Here is a 25,474-nt window from a genome sequence, read left to right on the forward strand (position 1 = left end):
CGCTACTGCGAGGCCGTCCTCCCCATCCTGGCCGAGGGCGTCTCCTACGTGTGCACCGTCAACGAGCCCAAACCTCGCGGCGGTGACCGCCCAACTCCGGCCCCGATCCCCGGGGAGTGTGCGAACGCCTTGGCGACGGTGGCAGAGCGGCCGCGGGCCTCGTTTGCGGCTTCGTGCAGGTACCGCAAGCACCCCGGGCAGATGACGGCCCAGCCCAGTTACGGGCAACTGGAGGCGGCGGCCCGGGAGCACGCCTGGCGATACGGCCGCAGCCTGCGCTCCGTTCTGCGCAATCACGAGCTGTAGGTTCCGCAGCTCCGTGAGCATTTCCGCGTGATCACGAGCAGCGGTAACCCTCAGTAGCGGTTACGCCTGCCGTCGGATTGCGCCTGGCGGCCTGCCCGGGATGTGACCGCCTGGTGCAGTCGTTCGGCAGCGCGGCGCAGGTAGGCGATGACCTGGGGGTCCGCGTCGAGGGTGTAATCGGCGGCGTCGAGGGCGGCGAGGTGCTGGGCGATGCCGGGCAGGTAGTTGCCGGAGCAGTCGACGGTGCAGGAGTTCCCGTCGAGGGACGTGACACGGTCGGGCAGGGCTCCGGTGCGGCGGCGGACGGTCTCGGCGGGGGCCTGGACGGTGGCGACGGCGCGGTAGCGGGCCGGCGCGGTGGCGATCTTCGTGGCGACGTAGGCGGCCGGGTCGCCACCGGGGATGGGGCGGGGCGTGAAGCGGTGCCGGAGAGGCGTGGGGGCGGTGACGCGGTCGAGGCGGTAGATGCGCCAGTCGTCCTTGCCGGTGTCGTGGGCGAGGAGGTACCACGCGCCGCCGGAGGAGACGAGGTGGTGGGGTTCGACGCGGCGGGGGGCCGCGGTGGTGGCTCCGCGGGTGGTGTAGTCGAAGGCGATCATCTCGTGGTCGCGGCAGGCGACGGCGAGCAGGGCGAGCAGTTCGGGATCGATGCGCGGACCGCGGCTTTCCCAGTCGATGGCGGCGGTGGTCTGCTGCAGGGCGGCGAGCTGGGTGCGCAGCCGGGTGGGCAGGACTTGTTCGAGTTTGGCCAGGGCGCGCAGTGCGGTTTCTTCCATGCCGGTGAGGTGGCCGGCGGCGGTGCGCAGGGCGACGGCGGTGGCGGTGGCCTCGTCGTCGTCGAGGAGGAGGGGCGGCATGGCGGTGCCGGAGGCGAGCCGGTAGCCGCCGGCGTGGCCGGTGGTGCCTTCGACGGGGTAGCCCAGCTCGCGCAGGCGGTCGATGTCGCGGCGCACAGTGCGGCCGGTGACGCCGAGCCGGTCGGCGAGCTCGGCGCCCGACCACTCGCGGCGGGTCTGCAGCAGGGACAGCAGCCGGAGCATCCGGGCGGGAAGGTCACTCGTCATGCATCCAGAATGCCCGTCTTTACGGACATGGTTTGTCCTAAAAGCCCTCTAACGTGAAGGGCATGCACCAGAACCAAACCCCTCAAAACACCTTGAATGTGGCTGATCCGCGCCGGTGGGGGGCGCTGGTCGTGGTGCTGATCGCCTCGTTCATGGATGCGGTCGACGCGCCGGCTCGGCGTCGGGTCTGCCCAACACCACCACCCAGCTCGGCCAGACCGTCGGTGCCGCCCTGTCCTCGGTGGCCTTCTTCGGCCACCTGGGCCACGGCACCCCCGCCGACCAGGGCAGGAGCCGGCCCCCGCCTCCTTAACGCAGGCGTGTCACCCGGATGGCCCTGTACGGCGGCCGGGCCACCGGGCGCCGTACAGGCTCGAGCAGGACTTCTGATCACCCCGCGCTCGTCACTCCAAGCACTCATAAGGGATCTTCGATGAGTTTCATGTCTCCCGGCCAGGTCGTCTGGTTCGAAATCGGCACCGCCGGCCCCGAGACGGTCACCGGCTTCTACGGCCCGCTGCTGGGCTGGAGCTTCGAAGTCGACCCCGACTCCTCCGTCGACGGCCGCACCTACACCCGTATCCTCGCCCCCGGCGCGCCGTGGCCGATGGGTGCGATCCAGCAGGGCGACACCGACGACGAGGTGGTCAACCTGTCGATCCTCTCCGCGGACGTTCACGCGGACGTGGACAGGCTCACCGCGCTCGGCGCCACGGTCGTGGTGCCGGCCACGCAGGTGGCGGACGTGACCGTCTTCGCCCGCCTGGCCGATCCGCGCGGCAATCTGTTCTCCCTGTTCTCCCGGTCCACCTCGCAGCGGTTCGAGGAGCGGATCGCCGGTACGGAGGAGTACATGGAGCAGGCCGCCTTCACCCCGAAGCCGGGGTCAATGGGCTGGTTCGAGATCGGCACCACCGACCTGAAGGCGACCACCGACTTCTACACCGCCGCGTTCGGCTGGCGCATCGAGAAGGACGACACCGCCGGCGGCAAGCCGTACTTCAACATCTTCGGCCCCGGTGCCCCGTGGCCGTCTGGCGGCCTTTGGGACCACAGCGGCAACAACACCGAAGGGGCCGGCACCGATTACGTGATGCCCTGTTTTCTGGCCACCGACGTCGCCGCCACCACCGAAGCGGCACGGCAGAGGGGCGCCCGAGTGGAACTCGGTCCGGATTCCAATCCGGACGGCACGGTCTACGCCCGCTTGACCGACCCCCACGGACGGCACTTCGGGCTGTTCTCCCCGCCCGCCCCGTCCGCCGGCGCCTGATCCCCGGGCCGGGGCAGCGGGCTGGGCAAGCGCCCCGCGCCACCCGGCCCTCCGGTGCCGACTGCACGATCCGCGGCCCCGATACGCCGGGCCGCGGGCACAAGGAAAGGAAACCCCTCCCCATGAACACCACCACCCACAACACCGGCACCCTCGACGGCTCGGTCCTCTCGCATGCGATCTGGGCCGATGACGGGCGCCGGCTCGCCGAGTTCTACGCCGCGGCGCTGGGCAACAGCGTCGGAGAGCCCTACCCCGACGAGCACGGCAACGCGGTTGCCTACCCCGTCACCGTCGGCAACACGGCCTACATCTTCTACACCTCGGCCTCCTTCACCGCGCCCGACTGGCCGGGGCAGGACCTGCCCTTCCACATGGACCTGGCGGTCCCCGACGTGGCCGCCGCCGAGAAGCGGCTGCTGGAACTCGGAGCGACCAAACCGGACTTCCAGCCCGGCGGGGAGCACTGGACGGTCCTGCTGGACCCCTCCGGCCAGCCGGTGTGCATCAGCCAGGCCCAGCCCTCCTGAACCCAAACAAACGACAACTTCTCCAAGCCCGTTGCCTGCGGGCTTGACCACCTCGCTGTCATCCGAAAGGCAATACTGATGAAGATCGCGCTGTTGGGGACCGGTTTCGGACAGGCGCACGCCGCCGTCTACGCCACCCGCGGCGACGTGGACGTGGTGATGTTCGGCCGCGACGCGGACAAGACCGCCAAGGTGGCCGACCAGTTCGGCTTCGCCTCCTCAACCGACATGGACGCCGCCTTCGAGGACGACTCCTTCGACCTGGTGGACATCTGCCTCCCGACCCGGCTGCACGCCCAGTATGTTCTCCGCGCGCTGGGAGCGGGCAGGCACGTGCTGGTCGAACTGCCACTCGCGGACGATCTCGATGACGCGAAGCGGGTCGCCGAGGCCGCCGCGCGCAGCGACAAGCACGTGTTCGTAGACATGTTCGAGCGGTTCATCCCCGCCAACCAGGCCCTGTTCGACGCGGTACGCGAGAACACCTACGGCCGCCTGGAGCAGCTCACCTTGTGGAACCTGACCGCGCACCTGTGGCCGGGTGCCTCGCTGGGGCTGAAGGTGCTGCCGCTGGAGGCGATGCACAGCGACATGGACATCATCACCCACACCCTCGGCCTGCCGCGGAACCTCACCGTGACCACCGTGGCGCGCGACGAGGACTCCGGGGCGATCGACGCGACCTTCCACTTCGACGGCGCGGCGGCCCGCAGCTCCGTCTCCTCCCTGATGCCCAAGGCGTGGGGAGCCCGCGGCGGATACACCGCCTCCTTCGAGCGCGGGGTGCTGGACGCCTCGTCCACGATGGGCTTCGACGGCAAGCCGACCGGCACGCTCACCGCCTACACCGCCGACGGCGCCCGCCACCTCGAACTGCCGCCCGCCGACCAGTACACGGCCATGATCGGCCACGTCATGGACGTCCTTGCCGGCAAGGCCGAGAACCGGATCGCCCCCGACAGCGTGCTCGACGCTCTCCAGCTCACCCTCGACCTCGACCGGAAGGTCAACGGCCCGCGCTGAACCACCCCCGGGCCGGGGGAGAACCGCTGCGGCAGTCTCCCGGCCCGGGGACTCGGCCCACACGGCCTGCCCGACGCACCACCGAGTTCTGAACACCGTCACCGACATCGCGCCGATCATGCGGTTGCTGTTCTCCCGCCTCGGCAAGGTCGACCAGTGGAGTGCGACGGTCCAGATCTACTCCCACCCTGTCTGGCAGGAGGACCTCGTGCCCTGGATAGGGGACAGCGGCGAACTCGGCCGCGCCCTCCAGCGCGAACCGATCCCCTACGCCGCCACGCTCATCAGCACCACCACCGGCCGGCTGATCGCTGCCGGGGCCGCGTTCCTGGCCGGGTGGCTCCCGCTGCTTGCCCTCCTGGGCCCGTACGCGGCCACCTTCGCGGTCATCGTGCCCGGTGCGTTCCTCACCGTCGTGGTCGCCTGCGCCTACGTCACCACCGACGCCCTCACCCCCGCGGGCCGTACGAGCGAGGCGTACGCGTGGCTGATCCTGTCGATCGGTGCCGGCCAGTCCGCCGTCACCGCCCTCGCCGAGCACCCCTTCGCCGCCACCGCACTCCCCGCCGCCGACGCGGCGTTCACACTCACCGTCCTGCTCGCCGCGCGCCCGCACCGGACGTTTGTGCTGGGCTGCGTTTAAGGGCTGTCCCCGTAGTGAGGTTGGCCAGGATTCGGCCACGGAGGCTTCCACGAGCTGCACTCACTGCTTCGGGTGACCTCTGGCCAAGGCTGGTTGATCGCAGTTCGACTCGTAACCCCAGGTGCTCATCATGTGTGCACCTTGATGATGTCGGTGATGAGGTGCCGGGTGTGGTCCGGACTGAGTGCCTGGGCCTGCAAGTGGGCGTACATCACGTTGTATTGCTGCACATCGGACGGCTTTTCCAGGTAAAGGTCGCTGGTGAATCTCTCCAGGTACACCACTTCCTGGCGGCTGTCGGGGAACCGCAGGAGGGAGAACTGTCCCGTCAGGCCCGGGTGCGCGCCGGCGGCGTGGGGGAGAACCTGTACGGCGATATGCGGCTCGGTGCTCAGTGCGTGCAGATGCTCCAGTTGCTCGCGCATGATCTCGCGGCTGCCGACGACGCGCCGCAGGGCCGACTCATCCAGGACGACCCACAGACGAAGGCGACAGGCGGGGTCATAGATCCGGTGCTGCCGGCGAAGCCGCACCTTCAGACGCGCGGCGGCCTGCTCGACAGCGAGGTGGGGGATCGCTTCCTCGATGACCGCGGCCGCATAGGCGGGAGTCTGCAGCAGGCCGGGGATCACCATGGACTCATAGGTATGGATGGAGGCGGCCTCCGTCTCCAGGCCGACATACACGCTGTAAGGGATGTCGCCGTAGGCGTACCACCAGCCCTGCCGGCTCGACTCCCTGGCCAGTGCCATCAGGGAGTCGACGACATGCTGGTCGGTGACACCGTAGAGATTGCACAGGTCCCGCACATCGCGGGGGCTGACGGCACGGCGACCGGTCTCCATGTGGCTGACCTTGGCCTGGGAAACCAGCAGGTGCGCCGCCACCTGCGTGCCGGTCAGACCGCTGGCCTTACGGAGCCGGCGCAGCTCCGCTCCCAGCCGTCGTCTCCTGACGGTGGGGTTGTTGTTCACCGCCACGGGCGATGTACCTCCGACTCCAAACCACTGCGTACGCCGGCAGGTTGGCATGGCGCACCCGATGTTGATCACACGCCGTGCCGCCGGATCCGGTGACGGCGAAAGCGGACTGTGACCCTGTAATTTGCCGCTCGGTGATACCCCGGGCAGACCGCAAAGCCACAGATGCCCATCGGCGAGAACCCCGCGCACGCCCGGCGTCCGGCGCGGGCCCTCCGCGAGTTGTGGCCTACCCAACGACCCACCGCCTACCACACGGCCCAGCGTCCGATCTGCAACACCATGTTGAGCTCTACGCAGCGTAGTCAGCACCAAACCAGCACGGGAGTCAGTACGGCACCCCCAAACCGTGCCCGAAGAGCGCAAGGCGGACAGCCTCTTCGGCGGCCTCATTGAGGCCGCCGCGTGAGCCCGGCATCGCCCCATGGTGACCACGCGCACTCCCTGACCAAGAACTATGGTGTTCCACCACATACGCCTCTGACCTGCATATTTCTACGGTGTGGTGACACGCAAACGTCCCCGTCGAACGCCAGGAAGTGGTGCCGATGTCCTCCCCCGCGACCGCTCCACCAGCCCCGTCCAGTCTCAAGCGCATCGTCGCCGCCAGCCTCATCGGCACGACCATCGAGTGGTACGACTTCTTCCTGTACGGGTCCGCCGCCGCGCTCGTGTTCAACAAGCTGTTCTTCCCCGACTCCGACCCGCTCGTCGGCACGCTCCTGTCGTTCCTGACGTACGCCGTCGGGTTCGCCGCGCGGCCGCTCGGGGCCCTCGTGTTCGGGCACTACGGGGACCGGCTCGGGCGGAAGAAGCTGCTCGTGCTGAGTCTGCTGCTGATGGGCGGGGCGACCTTCGCCATCGGGCTGCTGCCGACGCACGCCACCATCGGGTCGGCCGCGCCGGTGCTGCTCACCGTGTTGCGGCTGGTGCAGGGGTTCGCGCTCGGAGGTGAGTGGGGCGGAGCCGTGCTGCTGGTGTCGGAGCACGGGGACGCCCAGCGGCGCGGGTTCTGGGCGTCGTGGCCGCAGACCGGGGCGCCGGCCGGGCAGTTGCTGGCGACCGGGGTGCTGTCCGCGCTCACGGCGCTGCTGTCGGACGCCGCCTTCACCTCATGGGGCTGGCGCATCCCGTTCCTGCTCTCCGGTGTGCTGGTGATCGTCGGTCTGTGGATCCGGCTGTCCGTCGACGAATCACCCGTCTTCAAGGCCGCGTTGGCCCATGCCGAGGCCCGCAGGGAGGAGTCCGGGCAGCTGGAGAAGATGCCTCTCGTCGCCGTGCTGCGGCACCACTGGCGCGATGTGCTGGTGGCGATGGGCGCCCGGATGGCGGAGAACATCAGCTACTACGTGATCACCGCCTTCATCCTGGTGTACGCGACGACGTCGGCCGGGATGAGCAAGCAGACCGCCCTCAACGCCGTACTCCTCGCCTCCGTCGTGCACTTCGCCGTGATCCCCGCCTGGGGTGCGCTGTCGGACCGCGTCGGGCGGCGGCCGGTGTACCTGATCGGCGCGGTCGGCGTGGGGCTGTGGATGTTCCCGTTCTTCGCCCTCATCGACAGCGGCAGCTCCGGCGGTCTGCTGCTCGCCGTGACCGTCGGGCTCGTCCTGCACGGGGCGATGTACGCGCCGCAGGCGGCGTTCTTCTCGGAGATGTTCGCGACGCGGATGCGGTACTCGGGCGCATCCATCGGCGCGCAGTTCTCCTCGGTGGCCGCGGGTGCGCCCGCGCCGCTCATCGCGACGGCGCTGCTCGCCGACTACGGCAGCTCCACGCCGATCGCGCTGTACGTCATCGCCGCGGCGCTGCTGACCGTGGTCGCCATCGGGTGCGCCCGGGAGACCCGCAGCCGGGACCTGGCCGAGGGGGACGAGGCGGACGAGGTCGCCGAGGTGGCCGACGACGCCCCGGGGCGCGCCACCGCGGACCGCTGAGGCACGGACGGGACCGACGGGGACCGACGGCCGGCCGCACCCGCGGCCGGCCATTTCGGTGGCCGGCCGTTTCGGTGGCCGGTCGTTTCGGTTGGTGACGGCCGTGTCAGTGAGTGACCGCGGCCGACATCGAGTGGAGCCGCAGCGCCAGCTGGATCTCCAGCGCACGGGGCGGGGACTGCCAGTCCGGGCCGAGGAGGCAGCCGATCCGGTCGAGGCGCTGCGCCACCGTGTTGACGTGGACGTGGAGCGCGTCCTTCGTGCGGGCCGGGCTCATCCCGCTGGCGAAGTACGCGCCGAGGGTGCGGACCAGGTCGGTGCCGCGGCGCCGGTCGTACGCGATGACCTGGCCGATCGTGCGGGTGACGAACCCGGCGATGTCACGCGTATCGGCGAGCAGCAGCCCCAGGAAGCCGAGGTCCTGCGCCGCGGCGCCCTCTCCGGAGCGGCCGAGCAGCCGCAGGGCCTCCAGGCAGCGGCGGGCCTCGGCGTACGCGGCGGATATCGCGCCCGGCCGGGTGGCGGGCGCGTCGACGGGTGAGGAGGCGCCGACGGTGACCGGTTCGCGGAGGGTCCCGCCGAGGTGCCTGGCCACCTGCCGGGCGAGGTCGGCGGCGGTGTCGTCGGGGCCGAGCGGCAGCAGCAGGACCGTGCCGCCGTCCCGCGCGGAGGCCAGTCCGTGCCGGGTCGCGGCCAGGTGCGAGGCGGCCGACCACAGGCGCTGCCGGTCGGCGCCGTCCCGTTCCACGCTGCCGGGCGCGGGCCGGTCGATCCGGGCGGCCAGCACCGCGTGCGGGGCGTCGAAGTCGGTACGCAGGCGGGCGGCGCGCTCCTTGAGCAGCCGCCGGTCGCGGTCGGGCGCGTCCAGCAGGTCGTCGAGGAGTTCGCCGCGTACCCGCTGTTCCGCCTCGCCGGCCGAGCGGCGGGCGAGCAGCAGCAGGGAGGTGACCATCGCGGCCCGTTCCAGGGTGCGCCGGTCGACCGGGTCGAGGTGCGGGTGGCCGTGCACGACGAGCGCGCCGAACACCTCGCCGCCCGCCGAGACGGCCGCCACCCAGTCGTCGCCGTGCCGTACGGCGTGGCCGTCGCCGTGCGCCGCCGGGAGCGGGCCTTCGGTGAACTCGACGGTTCCGCCCAGAACTTCGGCGAGAGCGGCGGCGACGTCCTGCACTCCGCCGCCGCGCAGCACCAGCTCGGTGAGCCGGTCGTGGACGTCCGAGGCGCGTTCGATCACGCCGCTGTGGGCACGGATGATCGCGTTGGCCCGCTCCAGCTCGGCCAGCGCGGTACGGGTCTCGGCGAGGAGGTTGGCGGTGTCGATGGCGACGGCGGCGTGGGCGGCGAACGAGCCGAGCAGGGCGATCTGTTCGCGCTCGAAGACCCGGGCCCGGCGGTCCGCGGCGAACAGCACGCCGATGACCTGGCTGCCCAGCATCAGCGGCACGCCCAGGATGGCGACGAGCCCTTCGTCCCGCACTCCGGAGTCGATGGCACGGGTGTGGCGGAACCGGTCGTCGTCGAAGTAGCTCTCCGTCACGTACGGGCGGGCGGTCTGGGCCACGAGCCCGCCGAGGCCCTCCCCCATGCCGAGGCGTAGTTGCTGGAAGCGCGCGGACACCGAACCCTCGGTGACGCGCATGTAGGTGTCCCCGGCGGCCGGGTCGTTGAGGCTCAGGTAGGCGACCTCGGTGCCGAGCAGGGACCGAGCGCGCTGCACGATGGCCCGCAGCACCGCGTCGAGGTCGCGCAGCCCGGCGAGGTCGTGCGCGGTCTCGAACAGCGCGGACAGCTCGGCCTCCCGGCGCCGCCGGCCCTCCAGCTCCGCGCGCACGCGCAGCGCGAGCCGCTTGGCCCGCTCCAACGCGGCCAGCGCCTCGGGGTCCGCCCCGTCGGCGCGGGCGAGCAGCACAGGGCGGTCGTAGGCCTCCCCGGCCGCGCCACGGGCGAGGAGCTCCAAGTAGGCGAGCTGCGCGGGCTCGCCGAGTCGCTCGGGGTGATGAGGCTGATGGCGCTGGCCGGGCTGGTCGGGCTGGTCGTCGGACATGGTCACAGGATTCCTGCCGTACGGGTGAGCGCACCAGCCCTGTGGACAACCCCGGGGCGCGGCGCGGGGCTCAGTGCGCGGTCCAGCCGCCGTCGAGGACGAGTGAGGTGCCGGTGACGAAGGAGGCCTGTGGTGCGCAGAGATACGCGACGGCCTCGGCGACCTCCTCGGGTTCGATGAGCCGCTTGAGCGCCGAGTCCTTCAGCAGTACGTCGGCGAGGACGCGCTCGCGCGGGATGCCGTGCGCGGCGGCCTGGTCGGCGATCTGCGCCTCGACGAGCGGGGTGCGCACATAGCCGGGGCTGACGCAGTTGGAGGTGACTCCGTGCGGGGCGCCTTCCAGGGCGGCGGTCTTGGAGAGCCCCTCCAGGCCGTGCTTGGCCGCCACATAAGCCGACTTGTAGGCGGAGGCGCGCAGCCCGTGGACGGAGGAGATGTTGACGATGCGGCCCCACCCCTGCCCGTACATGTGCGGCAGCGCGCCCCTGATCAGGCGGAAGGGTGCTTCCAGCATCACGGTGAGGACGGTGTGGAAGACGTCCGGCGGGAAGTCCTCCAACGGGCTCACGCGCTGCAGCCCGGCGTTGTTGACCAGGATGTCGGTGCCGGCGGCGGCCTCTTCGGCGGCGTCGAGGTCGGTGAGGTCCAGGAGGTGCGGGGCGACCGCGCCGGGCAGGCCGGGCGTCGCATCGGCCAGCGCGGCCAGCGCGGCGAGGCCGTCGGCGTCCCGGTCGACGGCCCTGACCTTGGCCCCGGCGGCCGCCAGCCGGAGCGCGCACGCCCGGCCGATGCCGCCCGCGGCGCCGGTGACGAGTGCGGTGCGGCCGCCGAGGTCGAGGGGGGTGACGAGGGGGTGGGGTGCGGTCATGCTCGGCACCCTATGAAGCCGGAAGTCAGCGACGTATGTGGTCCGGCTCCACACTTCGCTTTACAAAGCCGTGGTGGCGAACCATGTGGGGTCGTCCGTGAGGGCCTGCTTGATCCGGAACAGTTCTCCCTCCCGCAGTGCCGGCAGCGCGTCGAGCGGGAACCAGCCCACCTCCAGCGACTCGTCGTCGTTGACGCGCGCCTCCCCGCCGACGGCCCGGCAGCGGAAGGTCGTGTCCATGAACTGGCACTGGTCGCCGTTGGGGTACGTCACCGGCTCCCGCTGCGCCTCCACCAGGACGACCCGCTCCACCACGCACTCCACGGCGGTCTCCTCGTACACCTCCCGTACGGCGGCGACGGCCGGCTGCTCCCCCGGCTCCGGGATCCCCCCGATCAGCGACCACCGGTGGTTGTCCGCCCGTCTGGCCAGCAGGACCCGTCCCAGGTCGTCGAGGACGACGGCGGTGACGCCCGGCAGGAAGAGCAGCTGGTGGCCGGCGGTGGCCCGCAGGGCCAGGATGAAGTCAGGGGTTGCCATGCCCCTGACCTTAGGCCCATGCCCCGGGCCTCAGGCCGCGGCCGAACGGCGGATACGCCGTGCCCGGGCGGCGGCCCAGCCGAGCCCGGCTGCGGCGATCGCCACCAGGGCGGCCTCCGGGAGGGTGCCGAGGCGGGTGGCGGGGGTCAGGGAGGACCGCAGCGGCACCTCGGCGACCAGGGCGTCCGGGGTGAACATCCGGGACTCCCGGACGATGGTCCCGTCCGGCCGGATGATCGCGCTGACGCCGCTGGTGACGGGCACGACCACCGCGCGGCTGTGCTCGACGGCCCGTACGCGCGACATGGCGAGCTGCTGGTAGGTCATCTCGCTGCGCCCGAAGGTGGCGTTGTTGCTGGGCACGCTGATGAGCCGGGCGCCGTGCGTGACGGTGTCCCGTACCGCCCAGTCGAACGCCGCCTCGTAGCAGGTCGCCAGCCCCACCCGGGTCCCCGCGAGGTCGAAGACACCGACCTCGTGGCCCGGCCCGAAGTCCCGGCTGACGCGGTCGACGTCGCTGTTGAAGATCCGCACGAAGGACCGCATGGGGATGTACTCGCCGAACGGCTGCACATGCCTCTTGTCGTACGTGTCGACCGGGCCGCGCCGCGGGTCCCACGCGATGAGCGTGTTGCGCAGCGGCCCGGTCTCGGGCGTGAGGACGGCGCCGACGACGACGGGGACGCCGATGGCCTTGGCGGCGCGGTCGATCGCGTCGTGGGCGTCGCCGTTGCGGTACGGGTCGAGGTCGGAGGAGTTCTCCGGCCACAGGACGAAGTCCGGCTTGGCGGCCTTGCCGGCCGCGACGTCCGCGGCGAGCTGCTCGGTGCGGTGGACGTGGTTGTCGAGGACCTGGCGGCGCTGGGCGTTGAAGTCCAGGCCCAGGCGCGGCACGTTGCCCTGCACGGCGGCGACGGTCGCGGTACCGTCCTCGGCCGCGTCGGAGACGAGCGGCTGCGCGGCGAGGGCCGAGGTGACGGGGACGAGTACGGAGAGCATGGCCGCGGCGAGCGGACCGCGCGGCAGGGCGCCGGTGCTCCGGTAGGCGCGCAGGGCGCGGGCCGCCTCGTAGAGGCCGAAACCGCACAGGGCGACGGCGAAGCCGAGGACGGGCGTACCACCGACGGCGGCGAGCGGCAGGAACAGGCCGTCCGCCTGGCCGAAGGCGATCTTCCCCCAGGGGAAGCCGCCGAAGGGGACGCGCGCGCGTGCCGCCTCGCCCAGGACCCACACGGCGGCGGCGAACACCGGCCACGCGGGGAGCCGCGAGACGGCGGCGGTCAGCAGGCCGACGGCCGCCAGGAAGAGCGATTCGACGGCGACGAGCGCGAGCCAGGGCGCAGCGCCGACCTCCTCGCCCGTCCACACCAGGAGCGGGAGGAGGAAGCCCAGTCCGGCGAGGTAGCCGAGACCGAAGCCGGCCCTCAGGCGCCGGCCGCGCAGCGCCCATCCGAGCAGGGCGAACCCGGGCACGGCGAGCCACCACAGGGGGCGGGGCGGGAAGCTGAGGTACAGCAGGACGCCGGAGAGCGCCGCCGCCCCGGTTCTCGGCAGCCGCCGCAGGAGCCGGATGCTCCGCCGCTCCTCGGCGGCCGCGGGCGGAGGTGCGTCGTCGACGGGGGTCATGGTGGCGCTCACGAGCGGAGTCTACGGCGGCGCCCCGGAGGGACGGGAAACCGGTCCGGGCCGCCCCCCTCGCCACCTCACCGCCTCCCGCACCGTCCCTCTCACCGCCTGCCTCATCGTTTCTGCACAGGCTCTCCACATCTCGGTCCCTGTGCCCTACGGTGAGCAGCGGACCCCTCTCACCAGGGGGCCCGTCACTTTCGGGGGGTTGACGGGGATGTTTGCCATGTCGAAGCCGGTCGCGGACCGGTACCGGGGGACGGTCGTGCACCAGGTGGCCTCGAACCAGGTCGCCGCGCACCGGATGGTCTCGAAGCGGGCCGTCTCGAAGCGAGTGGTCCCGGTACGTATCGCGGACCCGGCTCCGGAGCACGTCGCGGACGGCGCTCCAGGAAGCGTGTCCGAGCAGGTCGGAGGCGTGTCCGAGCAGGTCGCGGAGGTCCGCAGGGGCTCGGACGTCGTCGGTGCCGCCCTGCTCGGTGCCTGCGCCGCCGCGGCGCTGATCAGCGCGGCCGGGCGGGACGCGCGCCCCGAGGGGGTGCTGCTCGCGGTGCTCGCCGTCGCGGCGGGGTATGCGTGCGGCCGGATCGCCGGGGCGCTGCTGCCGGTGGCCGCCGCCGCGGGTGCGGCGCTGGGCGCCGTGGGCCTGGTCCTCGCGACGTGGCCCGCGCTGCCGGGCGCGACGGCCGTCGGCCCGGTTCCGCCCGCGAGCACCGGCGCGTACGCCGCGCTGACGGCGCTGGCCGTGGGCTTCGCCTGCTGCGCCGCCGCGGCGGCCCGGCGCCCGGTACCCCGCCTGGTCCTGCGGCTGCTGGCCCTGGGGGTGGCCTGCGCCGCCTTCGCGCTGGGGTCGGTGGCCGGAGGCGTCGCGGGGCTGCTGGTGCTGCTGTGCTCGCTGGCGGCGGTACGGATACGGAGGCGGCTGCCCGCGCTGGCGGCGCTGGCCGTGGCCGCGGGGCTGCTCGCCGGGATGCCGTGGGCGGTGGCCGCCGGCGCCGTTCCGGCAGGGCCGGCCGCCTCCGTGGAGGGCCCGCTCACCTCGTACCGGACGCAGGTGTGGCGCGACGCGGTCGGTGTCGCCCGGACGGATCCGCTCTTGGGGGTGGGGCCGGGCCGTTTCGGCGCTCTGAGCGCGACGGCCCAGCAGTCGCCGCGCTCGGACGGCAAGCCGCACTCCGCGCCGCTCCAGCAGGCGGCCGAGCAGGGGCTGGTCGGCGTGGTCCTGCTGGCGGCGCTGTGCGGCTGGCTGCTGTACGGCCTATGGCGCTCGCCCCGCCCGACGCCGGTCGCCCTGTCCGCCGCCGCCGCGCTCACGGCGCTGGCCGCCTTCGCGGCCGTCGGCAGCGCGCTGAGCTTCACCCCGGTGACGACGGCCGCCGGCCTGCTGGCCGGCCTGGCGACGGCGCACGCCCCGGCGACGGTACCGAGGGGCTCCAGCGTCAGAGGTTCTCAGGGTGGTCCTCGCGGCGGCTCTCACGCCGGCTCTCCCGGTGGTGGAGGGGCAGGCGGCGGCGGATGAAGCGGACCGCGCCCTCCGCGTCGTCGACCGTCACCGTGAAGCTGCGTCCGTCCCCCAGGGTGAGGACCAGCGCCTCGCCCCGGCGCACCACCACGGCCGTGCCCTTCTCCGGGCGCCAGCGGTAGCCCCAGCCGCCCCACTGGCGCGGGGTGACGGACGGGGCGAATTCGGCGCACACCACGTGCTTCAGCGGGATGCGGCGGCGCGGCAGGCCCATGTGGCCGCAGCGCACTTCGAGGGCTTCGTGGTCGACGGTGAGCTCGACGTGGACGAAGGCGAGCGTCCCGAAGAGCACCAGCAGGCCGGCCGCGACACAGCCGATCACCGCCATCAGCAGGGCCGCGACGCCCGAGGTCCACGGGGATTCGACGGCCAGCTCGACGCCGAGGGCCACGCAGGCCGCGCCCGCGGCGGCGAGGAGCCACTGGCCGCGGTTGGTCGCGCGCCCCGTCCAGACCTCGGACACCGGGTCCGTCGGAGGGGACGGCTCGCTGCGGGGGTGGTCCCTCATGCGTAGCAGCGTACTGACGTTCCGCGTTCGCGGCCCCTCGACGGGCGCCCCTCGGAGCCCCCGGGCGGCTCGGCGGTGCCTCAGCGAGCGGGCGTGACGGCGGCCAGTACGCGGCCTTCGGCGTACGTGAGCGCCGCCTCCGGCAGCTCGGAGGGGCGGCCGCTGAGCAGCACCTCCAGGGAGGTGCTGGGCGTGGCGGTCGGGTCCGGGTCGGCTCCGATCCGGCGCAGCGCCTGGGCGGCGACCGCGTCGGCGGAGCCGTACAGGGCGACGGGCGGCAGGCCGGCCGGCTGGACGGCGGCGCGGATGCGCTCGGCGAGCAGTTCGTAATGGGTGCAGCCCAGGACGACGGCCCTTACGTCGTCGGGCGTGAGGGCGGCCGCCGCCGCGATGGCCCGGTCGATGGCGTCCTCGTCGGCGTGCTGCACGGCGTCGGCGAGCCCGGGGCACGGCACCTCCGTGACGTCGACGGAGTCGGCGAAGTCGCGGATGAGCCCGCGCTGATAGGGGCTGCCGGTGGTGGCGGGGGTCGCCCAGATCGCCACCGGGCCTCCGCCGGCCGCGGCGGGCTTGATGGCGGGGACGGTTCCGATGACGGGGATCCCGGGCTCCAGCTCGGCGCGCAGCGCCGGCAGGGCGTGCACGGAGGCGGTGTTGCAGGCCACGATGAGCGCGTCCGGCCGGTGCGCGGCGGCCGCCCGGGCGACGGCGAGCGCGTGCTCCATGAGGTAGTCCGGCGTGTGCGGTCCCCAGGGCATCCCGTCGGGGTCCGAGGAGAGGACCAGATCCGCGTCCGGCCGCAGCCGACGCACGGCGGCCGCCGCCGGCAGCAGGCCGATTCCGGAGTCCATGAGCGCGATCTTCACCCGGTCACCCTAGCCGACGGCCCTTGCGCTCCCGTCGTTGTGGGGCAGACTGCGACGAATGAGCACCATTGCGTGGATCGCGCTGGGGTCGTTGGCGGCATGGGGCTGGCTGTTGCTCGGGCAGGGCTTCTTCTGGCGGACGGATCAGCGCCTGCCCCGCCGCGAGGACCCCGCCCGCTGGCCGTCCGTCGCCGTCGTGGTGCCGGCCCGGGACGAGGCCGAGGTGCTCCCGGTGAGCCTGCCCTCGCTCCTGGTCCAGGACTACCCGGGACCCGCGTGGATCGTCCTCGTCGACGACGGCAGCAAGGACGGTACGGGCGACCTCGCCCGCGCGCTGTCCGTACGGTACGGGGGGCTGCCGCTGACGGTGGCGTCACCGGGTCCGCCGGAGGCCGGCTGGACCGGGAAGCTGTGGGCCGTGCGGCACGGCATCGCGGTGGCACGCGCGAGCGAGGCGTGGCCGGCGCCCGAGTACCTGCTGCTGACGGACGCGGACATCGCGCACGAGCCCGACAGCCTCCGCGAGCTGGTGGCCGCGGCCACCACGCAGTCCGTCGACCTCGTCTCACAGATGGCCCGGCTGCGGGTGGCGAGCGGCTGGGAGCGGCTGGTGGTGCCGGCGTTCGTCTACTTCTTCGCGCAGCTCTATCCCTTCCGCCGGGTCAACAAGGACGGTGCGCGGACGGCCGCCGCGGCGGGGGGCTGCGTACTGCTGCGTACGGAGACGGCGGACCGGGCGCGTGTGCCGGAGTCGATCCGGCACGCGGTCATCGACGACGTGTCACTGGCGCGTGCGGTGCGGAGGGCGGGCGGCCGGCTGTGGCTGGGGCTCGCCGAACGGGTGGACAGCATCCGCCCGTACCCGGGGTTGGGCAGCCTGTGGCGGATGGTGTCGCGCAGCGCGTACGCCCAGCTCCGGCACAACCCGCTGCTCCTGGCCGGCACGGTGGGCGGGCTGCTGCTGGTGTACGCGGCGCCGCCCGCCGCGCTCGCCGCGGGGCTGTTCGGGGGCGACACCGCGGCCGGGCTGCTGGGCGCCGGCGCGTGGGCGGTGATGACGGGTACGTACATCCCGATGCTCCGCTACTACCGCCAGTCGCTGTGGTCGGCCTTCCTGCTGCCGTTCACGGCGCTGCTCTATCTGTGTATGACGGTCGATTCGGCGGTGCAGCACTACCGGGGGCGCGGGGCGTCCTGGAAGGGCCGCACCTATCCGCGTCCGCGGACGGGACATTCGCGCGCCTAATCATGGACATGCCCACCCGCGCGTGCACTCCCCCGTTTCCGCCCTGTCCGCCGCCCCGAACCCTGGACTACCCCGGGAGTTTTATGTACCAACCAACGAAACCAAGGGCGGTGGGCCACCGGTAAACCCCTGCTCAGCATGGGCTTTACCAGAACAGGCGCCCCTTTTCCCCACGTTCGATCGCATTGGGTCCCGGTGGGCGCTCAGTACACGTAAAACAACCCTCTTACCGGGCTCCCCAGTAAGCACATCGTGGGCTTAACTTATGTGCCATGACCTCCCCCCGTTCCTACGGCGGCGCTTACTACGGCGTGCCGTCGTTCCCGGACACCCCCATCTACGACTCCCTGGTCGCAGAGCGGGGCACGCCTCAGATCGCCCCGATCCGAGTGCCCGCCGCGTACGACACCGGCAGCAGCCACCTGCCGGCCCTTCCCTCGGCGCTGCCCGCCCTCCCGGCAGCCCCCTCCCAGCCCGGTCCTTCCTACGGCGGCTCCTACGGTTACCCGCAACCGCAGTCGCAGCCGTACCCGCAGCCCGTCCAGGCGCAGACGCCGCAGCCCACGCCGCTGCACCAGGCGCCCGCGCCGTACATCCCCCAGCAGGCGACGGCGCCGCGCGGCTACCCCGCGCCGCAGGCCGCCCCGTACGCGCGGCCGGTCGCCACCGGCTACGAGGCGATGCGCCCGGCGGCGCCGCGCCCCGCTCCGGTGCCCGTCCAGCCCGCTCCGTACGACGACCCGTACAACCGCCCCTACCAGGGCGGGGGCTACTGACCGACCCGGCGCCCGGAGCGACTGGCAGGATGAGGCCATGCCCACTCCTGTACTGCGCTCCCTGCACATCCACCCGGTCAAGTCACTCGGCGGTTGCACCCCCGCCGAGGCGGTGGTGGAGCCGTGGGGGCTCGCCGGGGACCGCCGCTGGATGCTGATCGACACCTCGGGGAAGGCGGTCACCCAACGCCGTCACGCACGGCTGGCGTTGGCCCGGGCCGAGCGGCTCGCGGACGGGGCGCTCCAGCTGTCCGCCCCGGGGTGCGAGCCGCTCACCGTCGCCATACCGTCCGGGTCGGCGGGAACGGTCACCACGGACGTCTTCGGCACGAAGGTGGAGGCCGTACCGGCCGGCCCCACCGCCGACGCGTGGTTCGGCGGCTACCTCGGCGACGAGGTGCGGCTGACGTACATGGACGAGCCCGCGCACCGCCGCCCCATCGACCCGGACTACGCGCTGCCCGGCGAGACGGTCAGCTTCGCCGACGGCTACCCCCTGCTGGTCGCCACCACCGCCTCGCTGGACGCCCTCAACTCGCTCATCGCGCAAGGCGACCACCCGGACGAGGGCCCTCTGCCCATGGAGCGTTTCCGGCCGAACGTCGTCGTCGACGGCACCGAGGCCTGGGACGAGGACCACTGGACGCGGATCGCGATCGGCGAGGTCTCCTTCCGCGTCGCCAAGCCGTGCGGCCGCTGCATCGTGACCACCACCGACCAGCGCACGGCACAGCGCGGCAAGGAGCCGCTGCGCACCCTCGCCCGGCACCGCCTCTTCGGCAAGCGGATGGTCTTCGGTCAGAACCTCGTCCCGGAGAGCACCGGCACCCTCCGTACCGGGGACCGGGTGCAGATCCTGGAGCGCAGCTAGGGGCAACGCCGGGGCCAGCGACCGCGCCGGCCCGAAGAGGCCGGAACGGTGCGCATGGGCGGTGGTGTCACGGGAACCCGGGAGGTCCGTACGCGCGTTGACGGACACGGAAAGGGGGTGCTGGCCCGTTGCACACCGTCCTCGGGCTCTGGCGCTGGCGGCACAACCCCCTGCGCCGGACCACCGATCTCGCGGAGGCGTGGACCGCCTTCGCCGCCCTGCTGCTGATCTGTCTGGTCGCTCCCGCCGTGGGCTGGGCCTCCAGCGCGGCGACCGAAGCCTCCCTCCAGCGGACGGCGCGGATCCAACACGAACAGCGCCACCCGGTCACGGCCGAGGTGATGGGCCCCGCCCGGGGGTACGAGGGGTCACCGCGCGCCCCGGAGGCATCCGCCGAGCACCGGCTGCGCGAGCCGGTGGCGGCGCGCTGGACCGCGCAGGACGGCACGGTACGGACCGGGATCGTGACGGCCGCCCGGCACACCGTGGAGCCGGGCGACACCCTGCGTATCTGGGTCGACGACCGGGGCCGCCCGGTGGACCGACCGATGGACGCGGACACGGTCCGCGACCACGCCGTACTGGCCGGCATCGGTGTCGCGGTCGGGTTCGCCGGCCTGGTGGAAGTGGCCCGCAGAGCCGTCGTCGGGCAGCTGACGCGGCGGCGGTACGCGCGCCTGGACCAGGAGTGGGCCAGGACGGGCCCGGACTGGGGCAGGACGGGCGCGGACAGCTGAAGGGCACGAAGAGCCGCCCAGGGGAACCTCAAGCGGCCGGGAGCGGCCGAGCGCAGCCGAGTGCGACCGGGCCCCGGCCGGGCACCGCGCGGGCGACGCCGAGCCGCCCGACCGGTCAACTCGCCCTCGCCACGCGCGCTACGGTGGTGCGACCGTTTCGCAGCGACGCACGACGAGGTGGGGGGCTCAGCAGCACCATGGCACAGGGCACGGTCCAGGTGACGCACACCGGCACATCGCGGTGGCGGCGCCGCACGGGCGAGTACGCCTCCCTCGCCGCGGCCCTGGAGGCCGCCGCGGACGGCGACGTCCTGACCATCGCCCCCGGTACGTACCGGGAGAACCTGGTCCTGCGCCGCGCGGTCACCCTGCGCGGCGCCGACGGCGCGTCCGGCTCCGTGCGGATCGCCCCGGCCGACGGCGTACCGCTGACCGTACGGGCCTCCGCGACCGTGCAGGACCTCCAGGTGGAGGGCCAGGACAGCTCGGCGCCCGCCCTGCTCATCGAGGACGGTACGCCGGAGCTCTCGGACCTGCGGATCGTGACCCGTTCGGCCTCGGGGGTCGAGGTGCGCGGCGCCGCGCGGCCCACCGTACGGCGCTGCACCGTCGACAACCCGGCGGGCGTCGGCATCGGCGTACTGGACGGCGCGGGCGGCGTGTTCGAGGAGTGCGAGGTGGTCGCGGCCGGGCAGGCGGGCGTCTCGGTACGCGGCGGCGCACACCCGCGCCTGGAGCGGTGCCGGATCCACCACGCCTCCGGCGCGGGCGTGTCCGTGACCGGAGAGGGCAGCGGCCTGGAGGCGATCGGCTGCGAGGTGTACGAGATCAGGGGCAGCGGCGTCCAGGTGACCGCGCGGGCCATCGCGCACCTGACGGACTCCTCGGTCCACCGCACCACGGCCGACGGCATCACCCTGGACACGGACGCCGCGCTCACCCTCTCCGACTGCGACATCCACGACGTCCCGGAGAACGCCGTCGACCTCCGGTCGCGCGCCGTGCTGACGCTGACCCGCTCGACGGTGCGGCGGTTCGGCCGCAACGGCCTGTCCGTGTGGGACCCGGGCACCCGCGTGGACGCCAACCAGTGCGAGATCCACGACAGCACCGGCGACTACCCGGCGGTGTGGGTCTCCGACGGCGCGGCCGCCGTCCTCGACGGGTGCCGTGTGCGCGACGTACCGGACGCCCTCTTCGTCCTCGACCGCGGCTCGCGCGTGGACGTCGTCGACAGCGACCTGTCGCAGGTGCGCAACACGGCGGTCTCGGTCAGCGACGGCGCCATCGCGCAGCTGGACGACTGCCGCATCCGGGAGGCGTCGACCGGCGCCTGGTTCCGGGACCACGGCAGCGGCGGCACGCTCAGCGGCTGCACCATCGACGCCGTGCAGACCGGGGTCATCGTCACCAAGGGCGCCGATCCGACGGTCGAGCGGTGCACGGTCACCTCCCCCGCCGAGGCGGGTTTCTACGTCTCGGCGGAGGGCCGCGGCACCTTCCACGGCTGCCGGGTGACGGGCAGCGGAGGGTACGGCTTCCACGTCATGGACGGCTGCCGTACGACGCTGCGCCGGTGCCGTACGGAGCGGTGTGCGCGCGGAGGGTACGAGTCCGGCGAGGACGGCCCCGTCATGGAGGAGTGCACGAGCGACGAGAGCGGCGTCGTCCGCACGGCACCGGAGGGCGCCGCGCACGGCACCCTGCGGACGGCGGCGCAGGCGCCCGCGGGCGGTCTGCTCGGCACGGTACCGGCGCAGCTCCCCGCCCTTACGGAACGGGCCCCGGCCCCCGTCGCGGCGGCGGTCGTCCCGGTGACGCCCGACCCGCCCGTACGGGGCGCGCAGGACGTCCTCGGCGAACTGGACGCGCTGGTGGGGCTCGACAGCGTCAAGCGGGAGGTCCGCACCCTCATCAACATGATCGAGGTCGGCAGGAAGCGGCAGGAGGCGGGGCTCAAGGCCGCCTCCGCACGCCGCCATCTGGTCTTCACCGGCTCCCCCGGCACGGGCAAGACCACGGTCGCCCGCCTGTACGGCGAGATCCTGGCCTCCCTCGGGGTGCTGGAGCGCGGTCATCTCGTCGAGGTGTCGCGGGTGGACCTGGTGGGCGAGCACATCGGTTCCACCGCGATCCGCACCCAGGAGGCGTTCGACCGGGCGCGGGGCGGGGTGCTCTTCATCGACGAGGCGTACGCGCTCTCCCCCGAGGACTCGGGGCGGGACTTCGGGCGCGAGGCGATCGACACCCTGGTGAAGCTGATGGAGGACCACCGGGACGCGGTCGTGGTGATCGTGGCCGGGTACACCGCCGAGATGGAGCGGTTCCTCACCGTCAACCCCGGAGTGGCGTCCCGGTTCTCACGGACGATCACCTTCCAGGACTACGAGCCCGACGAGCTGGTGCGGATCGTCGGGCAGCAGGCCGAGGAGCACGAGTACCGCCTGGGCGCGGGCACGGGTGAGGCGCTGCTGAAGTACTTCACGGAGCTGCCGAAGGGACCCGCCTTCGGTAACGGCCGTACCGCGCGGCAGACGTTCGAGTCGATGGTCGAGCGGCACGCGGGCCGGGTCGCGGCGCTCGCCGAGACGAGCACCGACGACCTGACCCTGCTCTATCCGGAGGACATCCCGGACATGCCCTGAGCCTCGTCCGCGCGCTGCTGCGGCACGGGCAGCGGCAGTGCGGGCGGGAGCCGGTCGAGCAGGATGGCGCGCTCCTTGGCGAAGACGGGGTCCGCCCGGTAGTCGCCGTGGCCCAGGACCGGCTCGGGCAGCGGGTGTTCGGGGGTGCGGCCGTACACGACCGGGTCGCGCAGCGCCTTGTGGTCGACCTCCGGCTTGTCGCCCTCGGCGGGGAGTTTCACCGGGCCGCCGATCGGGTCGGTACGGCGCCACAGGTTGCGCCAGCAGTGCACCTCGCGGTGGAGGGCGGCCAGCGGGACCGGACCGAAGTAGGCCGGGAACCACCGTCCGTACAGCCGCTCCAGGGGGGATCCGTACGTGAGCAGGGCGACGCGGCGGCGGGTCCCCGCCGGGAGCTGCCAGACGGCCGCCGCCGCGAGCACGCTGCCCTGGGAGTGGCCGGAGATGACCAGGCGCCCGCCGGTGCGGCCGGTCCAGGACGACATCCGCCAGGCCAGGTCCGGGACGGCCCGCTCGGCGTAGCAGGGCGGCGCGAACGGATGGGCGGCGCGCGGCCAGAAGGTACCGACGTCCCACAGGATGCCGATGGTGCGCCGCGCGGAGGCGTCCCGATAGGCGCGCCGGCCCCAGGTGACGAACAGTATGAAGCCGAACCCGATCAGCCAGGAGCCGAGCGCCTGCGCGGCCTCGGCCACGCTCTCGACGAGGGGGTGCGTCCCCGCGAAGGCCTTGCCGGGCACCGTTCCGCTCGCGCGCGACCCGACGAGGGCGACCGCGCCGAGCAGCAGGGTGGCACCGGAGAGGATGCCGACGATGCCGGGCGCCGAGTCGGTGAGCGCCGCCCCCGCGCGGACGGCGGCGATGCGCCGGGTACGGACGGGGTCGGGTTTCTCGCCCTCGTACTCCGCCTCCACCACGGGGCCGAGACGGCGGGCGGTGAGCGCGGTGCGGACGGCGAGGACGAGCGCGGGGATCAGCAGCAGGAGCAGCAGCACGGGGATGACCGAGGCCTGCCAGCTGAGCAGCACCGGCGGGCCCACGATGGGGCCCTTTCCGGTGCCGGGGGTGGCGGGACCGTCGAGCCAGTCGGCGACGCGCTGCGCGATCCCGCCGCTCATCACGCCGCCGAGCGCGCACGCGAGCATGGCGACGGTGGGGCCGCCGAGCCCGTACAGGACAGTACGCGTGTGCGGGGCGCGGCGGTGGAGCCGCAGGGCGACGGCGGCGAGGGCCAGGACGAGGACGCCCTGGGCGAGGGTGATGACGCTGAAGGCCAGGTCTCCGGGGAGGGTGCGCGCGGAGCGCCAGGCGGGGCGGGACCAGGCGGCGTACGCCATCGCGAGGGCGAGCAGGGCGAGGGAGGAGCCGGGCAGCCAGCTGACGAGGGCGCGGTCGAGCCGGTTGTCCAGCCGCTTCTCACTGCGCCCGCGGCGGCACACCACCCATGTCACGACCACCGCGCCGAGCAGCAGGGCGCCTTCCAGGGCCCAGCCGAGCGCCTCGCGCGTGGTGCTCGCCGCGCCGCGGTCGTAGCGGGCCGCCGCGCCGCCGACGGCGGCGGCGATGGTGAGGAACCCGGCGGCGGTGTGGGCGGCGCGCAGACGGGCGACGAGGCGGCGTCCGTACCAGAAGCCGGGGCGGCCGAGGGCGGGGCGCGGCTGCCGGTCGGCCGCCGTGCCGTCGCCGTCCTGCTCGCCGCGGGGCGGGCGTTGGGCTTCGTACGCGCTCCAGGTGCGGTTGGACAGGTACCACAGGAGTCCGACGAGCGCGGCGGGGACCAGTGCGGCGAGCGCGAGGCGGCGGCCGGGCTGCGACCACCAGCCGCCGCCCGTGACGGAGAGGAAGCCGAGCCAGGACCGTCCGTCGGCGCAGCGGGCGGAGCCCGCGCACTGCCAGGCCGTCAGGTCCAGCGCGACCTCGCAGGCGGCGGCGGTGAGCAGCACGGTGAGGCTGAGCGCGACGAGCCGTACGAGCACGCCGTAGAGCCGGACGGCGGCGGCCCGCCCTTCGGCCGGGGGGCGCATCCAGTGCGCGAGGTTGACCACCATGAACGGCAGGAGCAGCAGCCACAGGGCGCGCGATCCGTTGCCGGAGGTGAGGTTGCACCAGCAGTACGCCTCCTGGACCGGGCCGTGGCGGAAGCGTTCGGGCTCCTTCTCGGCGTCCCGGTCGGCGGTGCGGCGGAAGATGGCGGCGGTGTTGTCTCCGGTCACCCGTACGGTACGGGGGTCGTCGAGCATCTCCTCGGGCGTGGTGCCGCCGACGCCGTGGACGAGGAGTTCGAGCGCGGCTCCGGGGCCGGCGGGCTCCGTGGTGGCTGGGTGCACTTCGGCGGCTCGCTCTCTCTGCGGGGCGGAGTGGGCGGGATGGAAAGGGGCGGAGGGGGATGGGGCGGAGGGGGGCGGGGCGAGATGGGCACGGGACGGGGGCTGAGTGGGGGCGCTTGACAAGAATCGTCCATGGGCGCGGCGATGTGTACGGCTCATTCACGCAATCTCCCCGCCGTACCGCGCCGCGCGGCGCGTGGCAGGATGAGGGATCCCTGGCGAGCGTGTCGACGACGTGGAAGGACCGGCCCCTGCGGTGAGCGACAACCAGAACCTCCTCGCGGAGCAGCGGCGCGCCTTGATCCTGGACGAGGTGCGGCGGCGCGGCGGTGTGCGGGTCAACGAACTCACCCGCAGGCTCAACGTGTCGGACATGACGGTCCGCCGCGATCTGGACGCGCTGGCCCGTCAGGGCGTCGTCGCGAAGGTGCACGGCGGGGCGGTGCCGGTGGCCGAGGCCAGCACGCACGAGCCGGGCTTCGAGGCCAAGTCGGCGCTGGAGCGGAGCGCGAAGGAGGACATCGCGCGGGCGGCCGCCGCGATGGTGGCGCCGGGCAGCGCGATCGCCCTGTCGGGCGGGACCACGACGTACGTGCTGGCGCAGCACCTGCTGGAGGTGCCGGACCTGACGGTGGTGACCAACTCGGTGCGGGTGGCGGACGTGTTCCACGCGGCGCAGGGCACGGCGTCGGGCGCCGGAGCGCCCCGGCCGGGCGCGGCGACGGTGGTGCTCACCGGCGGGGTCCGTACGCCGTCGGACTCGCTGGTCGGGCCGGTGGCCGATCAGGCCATCCGTTCGCTCCACTTCGACGTGCTGTTCCTCGGGGTGCACGGCATCTCGGTGGAGGGGGGCCTGTCCACGCCGAACCTCGCGGAGGCGGAGACCAACCGTCGTCTCGTCCGTTCCGCACGGCGGGTGGTGGTGGTCGCCGACCACACCAAGTGGGGCACGGTGGGGTTGAGTTCCTTCGCGCGCCTGGACGAGGTCGACCATCTGGTGACGGACGCGGGCCTGTCGGCCGAGGCGCGGGCGGAGATGGCGGAACACCTGCCGGGCCTGATCGTGGCGGGCGGGGACACCGGCGACACCGGCCCGGACAGGGGCGCGGACACGGGCGCCGTCCCCGACGAGGACTGATCCG

Annotated in this window: 21 protein-coding genes and 1 pseudogene; 13 read left to right on the forward strand and 9 right to left on the reverse strand. The window is 73.2% G+C overall.

The window, feature by feature from the left end; all coding sequences use genetic code 11:
* Positions 1-177 precede the first annotated feature (177 nt).
* Positions 178-306 (forward strand): annotated as a pseudogene (locus tag AB0A69_RS13890) (glycosyltransferase); the annotation flags it as partial.
* 50 nt (positions 307-356) lie between these two features.
* Here AB0A69_RS13890 and AB0A69_RS13895 read toward each other — a convergent pair.
* Positions 357-1,370 (reverse strand): transcriptional regulator, encoded by a 1,014-nt coding sequence (locus tag AB0A69_RS13895; protein ID WP_361419987.1) that lies wholly within the window; start codon positions 1,368-1,370, stop codon positions 357-359.
* A gap of 433 nt (positions 1,371-1,803) precedes the next feature.
* On the opposite strand from AB0A69_RS13895, the gene AB0A69_RS13900 reads away from it, so the two are divergent.
* From AB0A69_RS13900 to AB0A69_RS13915, 4 genes are all read left to right on the forward strand, one after another.
* Positions 1,804-2,643 (forward strand): VOC family protein, encoded by an 840-nt coding sequence (locus AB0A69_RS13900; RefSeq protein WP_361419990.1) that lies wholly within the window; start codon positions 1,804-1,806, stop codon positions 2,641-2,643.
* 122 nt (positions 2,644-2,765) lie between these two features.
* Positions 2,766-3,173 (forward strand): VOC family protein, encoded by a 408-nt coding sequence (locus AB0A69_RS13905; protein WP_361419993.1) that lies wholly within the window; start codon positions 2,766-2,768, stop codon positions 3,171-3,173.
* A gap of 78 nt (positions 3,174-3,251) precedes the next feature.
* Positions 3,252-4,196 carry a Gfo/Idh/MocA family oxidoreductase gene (locus AB0A69_RS13910; protein ID WP_361419996.1) on the forward strand — a complete coding sequence of 315 codons (945 nt, stop codon included), beginning with the start codon at positions 3,252-3,254 and terminating at the stop codon, positions 4,194-4,196.
* A gap of 118 nt (positions 4,197-4,314) precedes the next feature.
* Complete coding sequence (locus AB0A69_RS13915; protein ID WP_361419999.1) at positions 4,315-4,839, forward strand: hypothetical protein; 525 nt, start codon at positions 4,315-4,317, stop codon at positions 4,837-4,839.
* A gap of 128 nt (positions 4,840-4,967) precedes the next feature.
* On the opposite strand, the gene AB0A69_RS13920 is transcribed toward AB0A69_RS13915, so the two are convergent.
* On the reverse strand, positions 4,968-5,819 hold the full coding sequence (locus tag AB0A69_RS13920; protein ID WP_361420002.1) for a helix-turn-helix transcriptional regulator: 852 nt from the start codon (positions 5,817-5,819) through the stop codon (positions 4,968-4,970).
* A gap of 548 nt (positions 5,820-6,367) precedes the next feature.
* Between AB0A69_RS13920 and AB0A69_RS13925 the strand changes: the two genes are divergently transcribed.
* Positions 6,368-7,756 (forward strand): MFS transporter, encoded by a 1,389-nt coding sequence (locus AB0A69_RS13925; protein ID WP_361420005.1) that lies wholly within the window; start codon positions 6,368-6,370, stop codon positions 7,754-7,756.
* A gap of 106 nt (positions 7,757-7,862) precedes the next feature.
* On the opposite strand, the gene AB0A69_RS13930 is transcribed toward AB0A69_RS13925, so the two are convergent.
* From AB0A69_RS13930 to lnt, 4 genes are all read right to left on the reverse strand, one after another.
* Complete coding sequence (locus AB0A69_RS13930) at positions 7,863-9,800, reverse strand: GAF domain-containing protein (RefSeq protein ID WP_361420008.1); 1,938 nt, start codon at positions 9,798-9,800, stop codon at positions 7,863-7,865.
* Between the two features lie 70 nt (positions 9,801-9,870).
* Entirely contained in the window at positions 9,871-10,668 is a 798-nt protein-coding gene (locus tag AB0A69_RS13935) for a 3-hydroxybutyrate dehydrogenase (protein WP_361420011.1), read from the reverse strand.
* 60 nt (positions 10,669-10,728) lie between these two features.
* Positions 10,729-11,208: an NUDIX domain-containing protein gene (locus AB0A69_RS13940; RefSeq protein WP_361420014.1), complete on the reverse strand. Its 480-nt coding sequence runs from the start codon at positions 11,206-11,208 to the stop codon at positions 10,729-10,731.
* 30 nt (positions 11,209-11,238) lie between these two features.
* Positions 11,239-12,846 carry an apolipoprotein N-acyltransferase gene (gene lnt, locus AB0A69_RS13945; protein WP_361420016.1) on the reverse strand — a complete coding sequence of 536 codons (1,608 nt, stop codon included), beginning with the start codon at positions 12,844-12,846 and terminating at the stop codon, positions 11,239-11,241.
* Between the two features lie 214 nt (positions 12,847-13,060).
* Here lnt and AB0A69_RS13950 point away from each other — a divergent pair, with 214 nt between their 5' ends.
* The gene (locus AB0A69_RS13950) at positions 13,061-14,353 is read left to right on the forward strand and encodes an O-antigen ligase family protein (RefSeq protein ID WP_361420019.1); all 1,293 of its coding nucleotides are present in this window, start codon (positions 13,061-13,063) and stop codon (positions 14,351-14,353) included.
* On the opposite strand, the gene AB0A69_RS13955 is transcribed toward AB0A69_RS13950, so the two are convergent.
* Positions 14,274-14,864: a hypothetical protein gene (locus tag AB0A69_RS13955; protein ID WP_361420022.1), complete on the reverse strand. Its 591-nt coding sequence runs from the start codon at positions 14,862-14,864 to the stop codon at positions 14,274-14,276. The two genes, AB0A69_RS13950 and AB0A69_RS13955, sit on opposite strands and share 80 nt — an antisense overlap.
* 80 nt (positions 14,865-14,944) lie before the next feature.
* Positions 14,945-15,730 carry an aspartate/glutamate racemase family protein gene (locus tag AB0A69_RS13960; RefSeq protein ID WP_361420025.1) on the reverse strand — a complete coding sequence of 262 codons (786 nt, stop codon included), beginning with the start codon at positions 15,728-15,730 and terminating at the stop codon, positions 14,945-14,947.
* Positions 15,731-15,788: 58 nt separating this feature from the next.
* On the opposite strand from AB0A69_RS13960, the gene AB0A69_RS13965 reads away from it, so the two are divergent.
* The 5 genes from AB0A69_RS13965 (at position 15,789) to AB0A69_RS13985 (ending at position 22,005) form a co-directional block, all read left to right on the forward strand.
* On the forward strand, positions 15,789-16,976 hold the full coding sequence (locus tag AB0A69_RS13965; protein ID WP_361420028.1) for a glycosyltransferase: 1,188 nt from the start codon (positions 15,789-15,791) through the stop codon (positions 16,974-16,976).
* Between the two features lie 272 nt (positions 16,977-17,248).
* Positions 17,249-17,752 (forward strand): DUF6643 family protein, encoded by a 504-nt coding sequence (locus AB0A69_RS13970; RefSeq protein ID WP_361420031.1) that lies wholly within the window; start codon positions 17,249-17,251, stop codon positions 17,750-17,752.
* A 37-nt stretch (positions 17,753-17,789) separates the two neighbouring features.
* Entirely contained in the window at positions 17,790-18,623 is an 834-nt protein-coding gene (locus AB0A69_RS13975) for an MOSC N-terminal beta barrel domain-containing protein (RefSeq protein ID WP_361420034.1), read from the forward strand.
* Positions 18,624-18,751: 128 nt separating this feature from the next.
* Positions 18,752-19,360, forward strand: coding sequence for a hypothetical protein (locus AB0A69_RS13980; protein ID WP_361420037.1), 609 nt, complete (start codon positions 18,752-18,754; stop codon positions 19,358-19,360).
* A gap of 197 nt (positions 19,361-19,557) precedes the next feature.
* Positions 19,558-22,005: a right-handed parallel beta-helix repeat-containing protein gene (locus AB0A69_RS13985; protein ID WP_361420040.1), complete on the forward strand. Its 2,448-nt coding sequence runs from the start codon at positions 19,558-19,560 to the stop codon at positions 22,003-22,005.
* On the opposite strand, the gene AB0A69_RS13990 is transcribed toward AB0A69_RS13985, so the two are convergent.
* Positions 21,975-24,332 carry a hypothetical protein gene (locus tag AB0A69_RS13990; protein WP_361420043.1) on the reverse strand — a complete coding sequence of 786 codons (2,358 nt, stop codon included), beginning with the start codon at positions 24,330-24,332 and terminating at the stop codon, positions 21,975-21,977. The two genes, AB0A69_RS13985 and AB0A69_RS13990, sit on opposite strands and share 31 nt — an antisense overlap.
* 256 nt (positions 24,333-24,588) lie before the next feature.
* Here AB0A69_RS13990 and AB0A69_RS13995 point away from each other — a divergent pair, with 256 nt between their 5' ends.
* Positions 24,589-25,470 (forward strand): DeoR/GlpR family DNA-binding transcription regulator, encoded by an 882-nt coding sequence (locus AB0A69_RS13995; protein WP_361420045.1) that lies wholly within the window; start codon positions 24,589-24,591, stop codon positions 25,468-25,470.
* The last annotated feature ends 4 nt before the right edge of the window (positions 25,471-25,474 follow it).

Origin of the sequence: Streptomyces sp. NPDC045431, from assembly GCF_040646655.1 — a bacterium.
Taxonomy (GTDB): Bacteria; Actinomycetota; Actinomycetes; order Streptomycetales; family Streptomycetaceae; genus Streptomyces.

What these genes read in the sequence shown, in the direction of transcription:
- AB0A69_RS13895 (WP_361419987.1), bottom strand. Translation starts at nt 1,370, where the DNA reads ATGACGAGTGACCTTCCCGCCCGGATGCTCCGGCTGCTGTCCCTGCTG.
- AB0A69_RS13900 (WP_361419990.1), top strand. Translation starts at nt 1,804, where the DNA reads ATGAGTTTCATGTCTCCCGGCCAGGTCGTCTGGTTCGAAATCGGCACC.
- AB0A69_RS13905 (WP_361419993.1), top strand. Translation starts at nt 2,766, where the DNA reads ATGAACACCACCACCCACAACACCGGCACCCTCGACGGCTCGGTCCTC.
- AB0A69_RS13910 (WP_361419996.1), top strand. Translation starts at nt 3,252, where the DNA reads ATGAAGATCGCGCTGTTGGGGACCGGTTTCGGACAGGCGCACGCCGCC.
- AB0A69_RS13915 (WP_361419999.1), top strand. Translation starts at nt 4,315, where the DNA reads ATGCGGTTGCTGTTCTCCCGCCTCGGCAAGGTCGACCAGTGGAGTGCG.
- AB0A69_RS13925 (WP_361420005.1), top strand. Translation starts at nt 6,368, where the DNA reads ATGTCCTCCCCCGCGACCGCTCCACCAGCCCCGTCCAGTCTCAAGCGC.
- AB0A69_RS13930 (WP_361420008.1), bottom strand. Translation starts at nt 9,800, where the DNA reads ATGTCCGACGACCAGCCCGACCAGCCCGGCCAGCGCCATCAGCCTCAT.
- AB0A69_RS13935 (WP_361420011.1), bottom strand. Translation starts at nt 10,668, where the DNA reads ATGACCGCACCCCACCCCCTCGTCACCCCCCTCGACCTCGGCGGCCGC.
- AB0A69_RS13940 (WP_361420014.1), bottom strand. Translation starts at nt 11,208, where the DNA reads ATGGCAACCCCTGACTTCATCCTGGCCCTGCGGGCCACCGCCGGCCAC.
- AB0A69_RS13950 (WP_361420019.1), top strand. Translation starts at nt 13,061, where the DNA reads ATGTCGAAGCCGGTCGCGGACCGGTACCGGGGGACGGTCGTGCACCAG.
- AB0A69_RS13955 (WP_361420022.1), bottom strand. Translation starts at nt 14,864, where the DNA reads ATGAGGGACCACCCCCGCAGCGAGCCGTCCCCTCCGACGGACCCGGTG.
- AB0A69_RS13965 (WP_361420028.1), top strand. Translation starts at nt 15,789, where the DNA reads ATGAGCACCATTGCGTGGATCGCGCTGGGGTCGTTGGCGGCATGGGGC.
- AB0A69_RS13970 (WP_361420031.1), top strand. Translation starts at nt 17,249, where the DNA reads ATGACCTCCCCCCGTTCCTACGGCGGCGCTTACTACGGCGTGCCGTCG.
- AB0A69_RS13975 (WP_361420034.1), top strand. Translation starts at nt 17,790, where the DNA reads ATGCCCACTCCTGTACTGCGCTCCCTGCACATCCACCCGGTCAAGTCA.
- AB0A69_RS13985 (WP_361420040.1), top strand. Translation starts at nt 19,558, where the DNA reads ATGGCACAGGGCACGGTCCAGGTGACGCACACCGGCACATCGCGGTGG.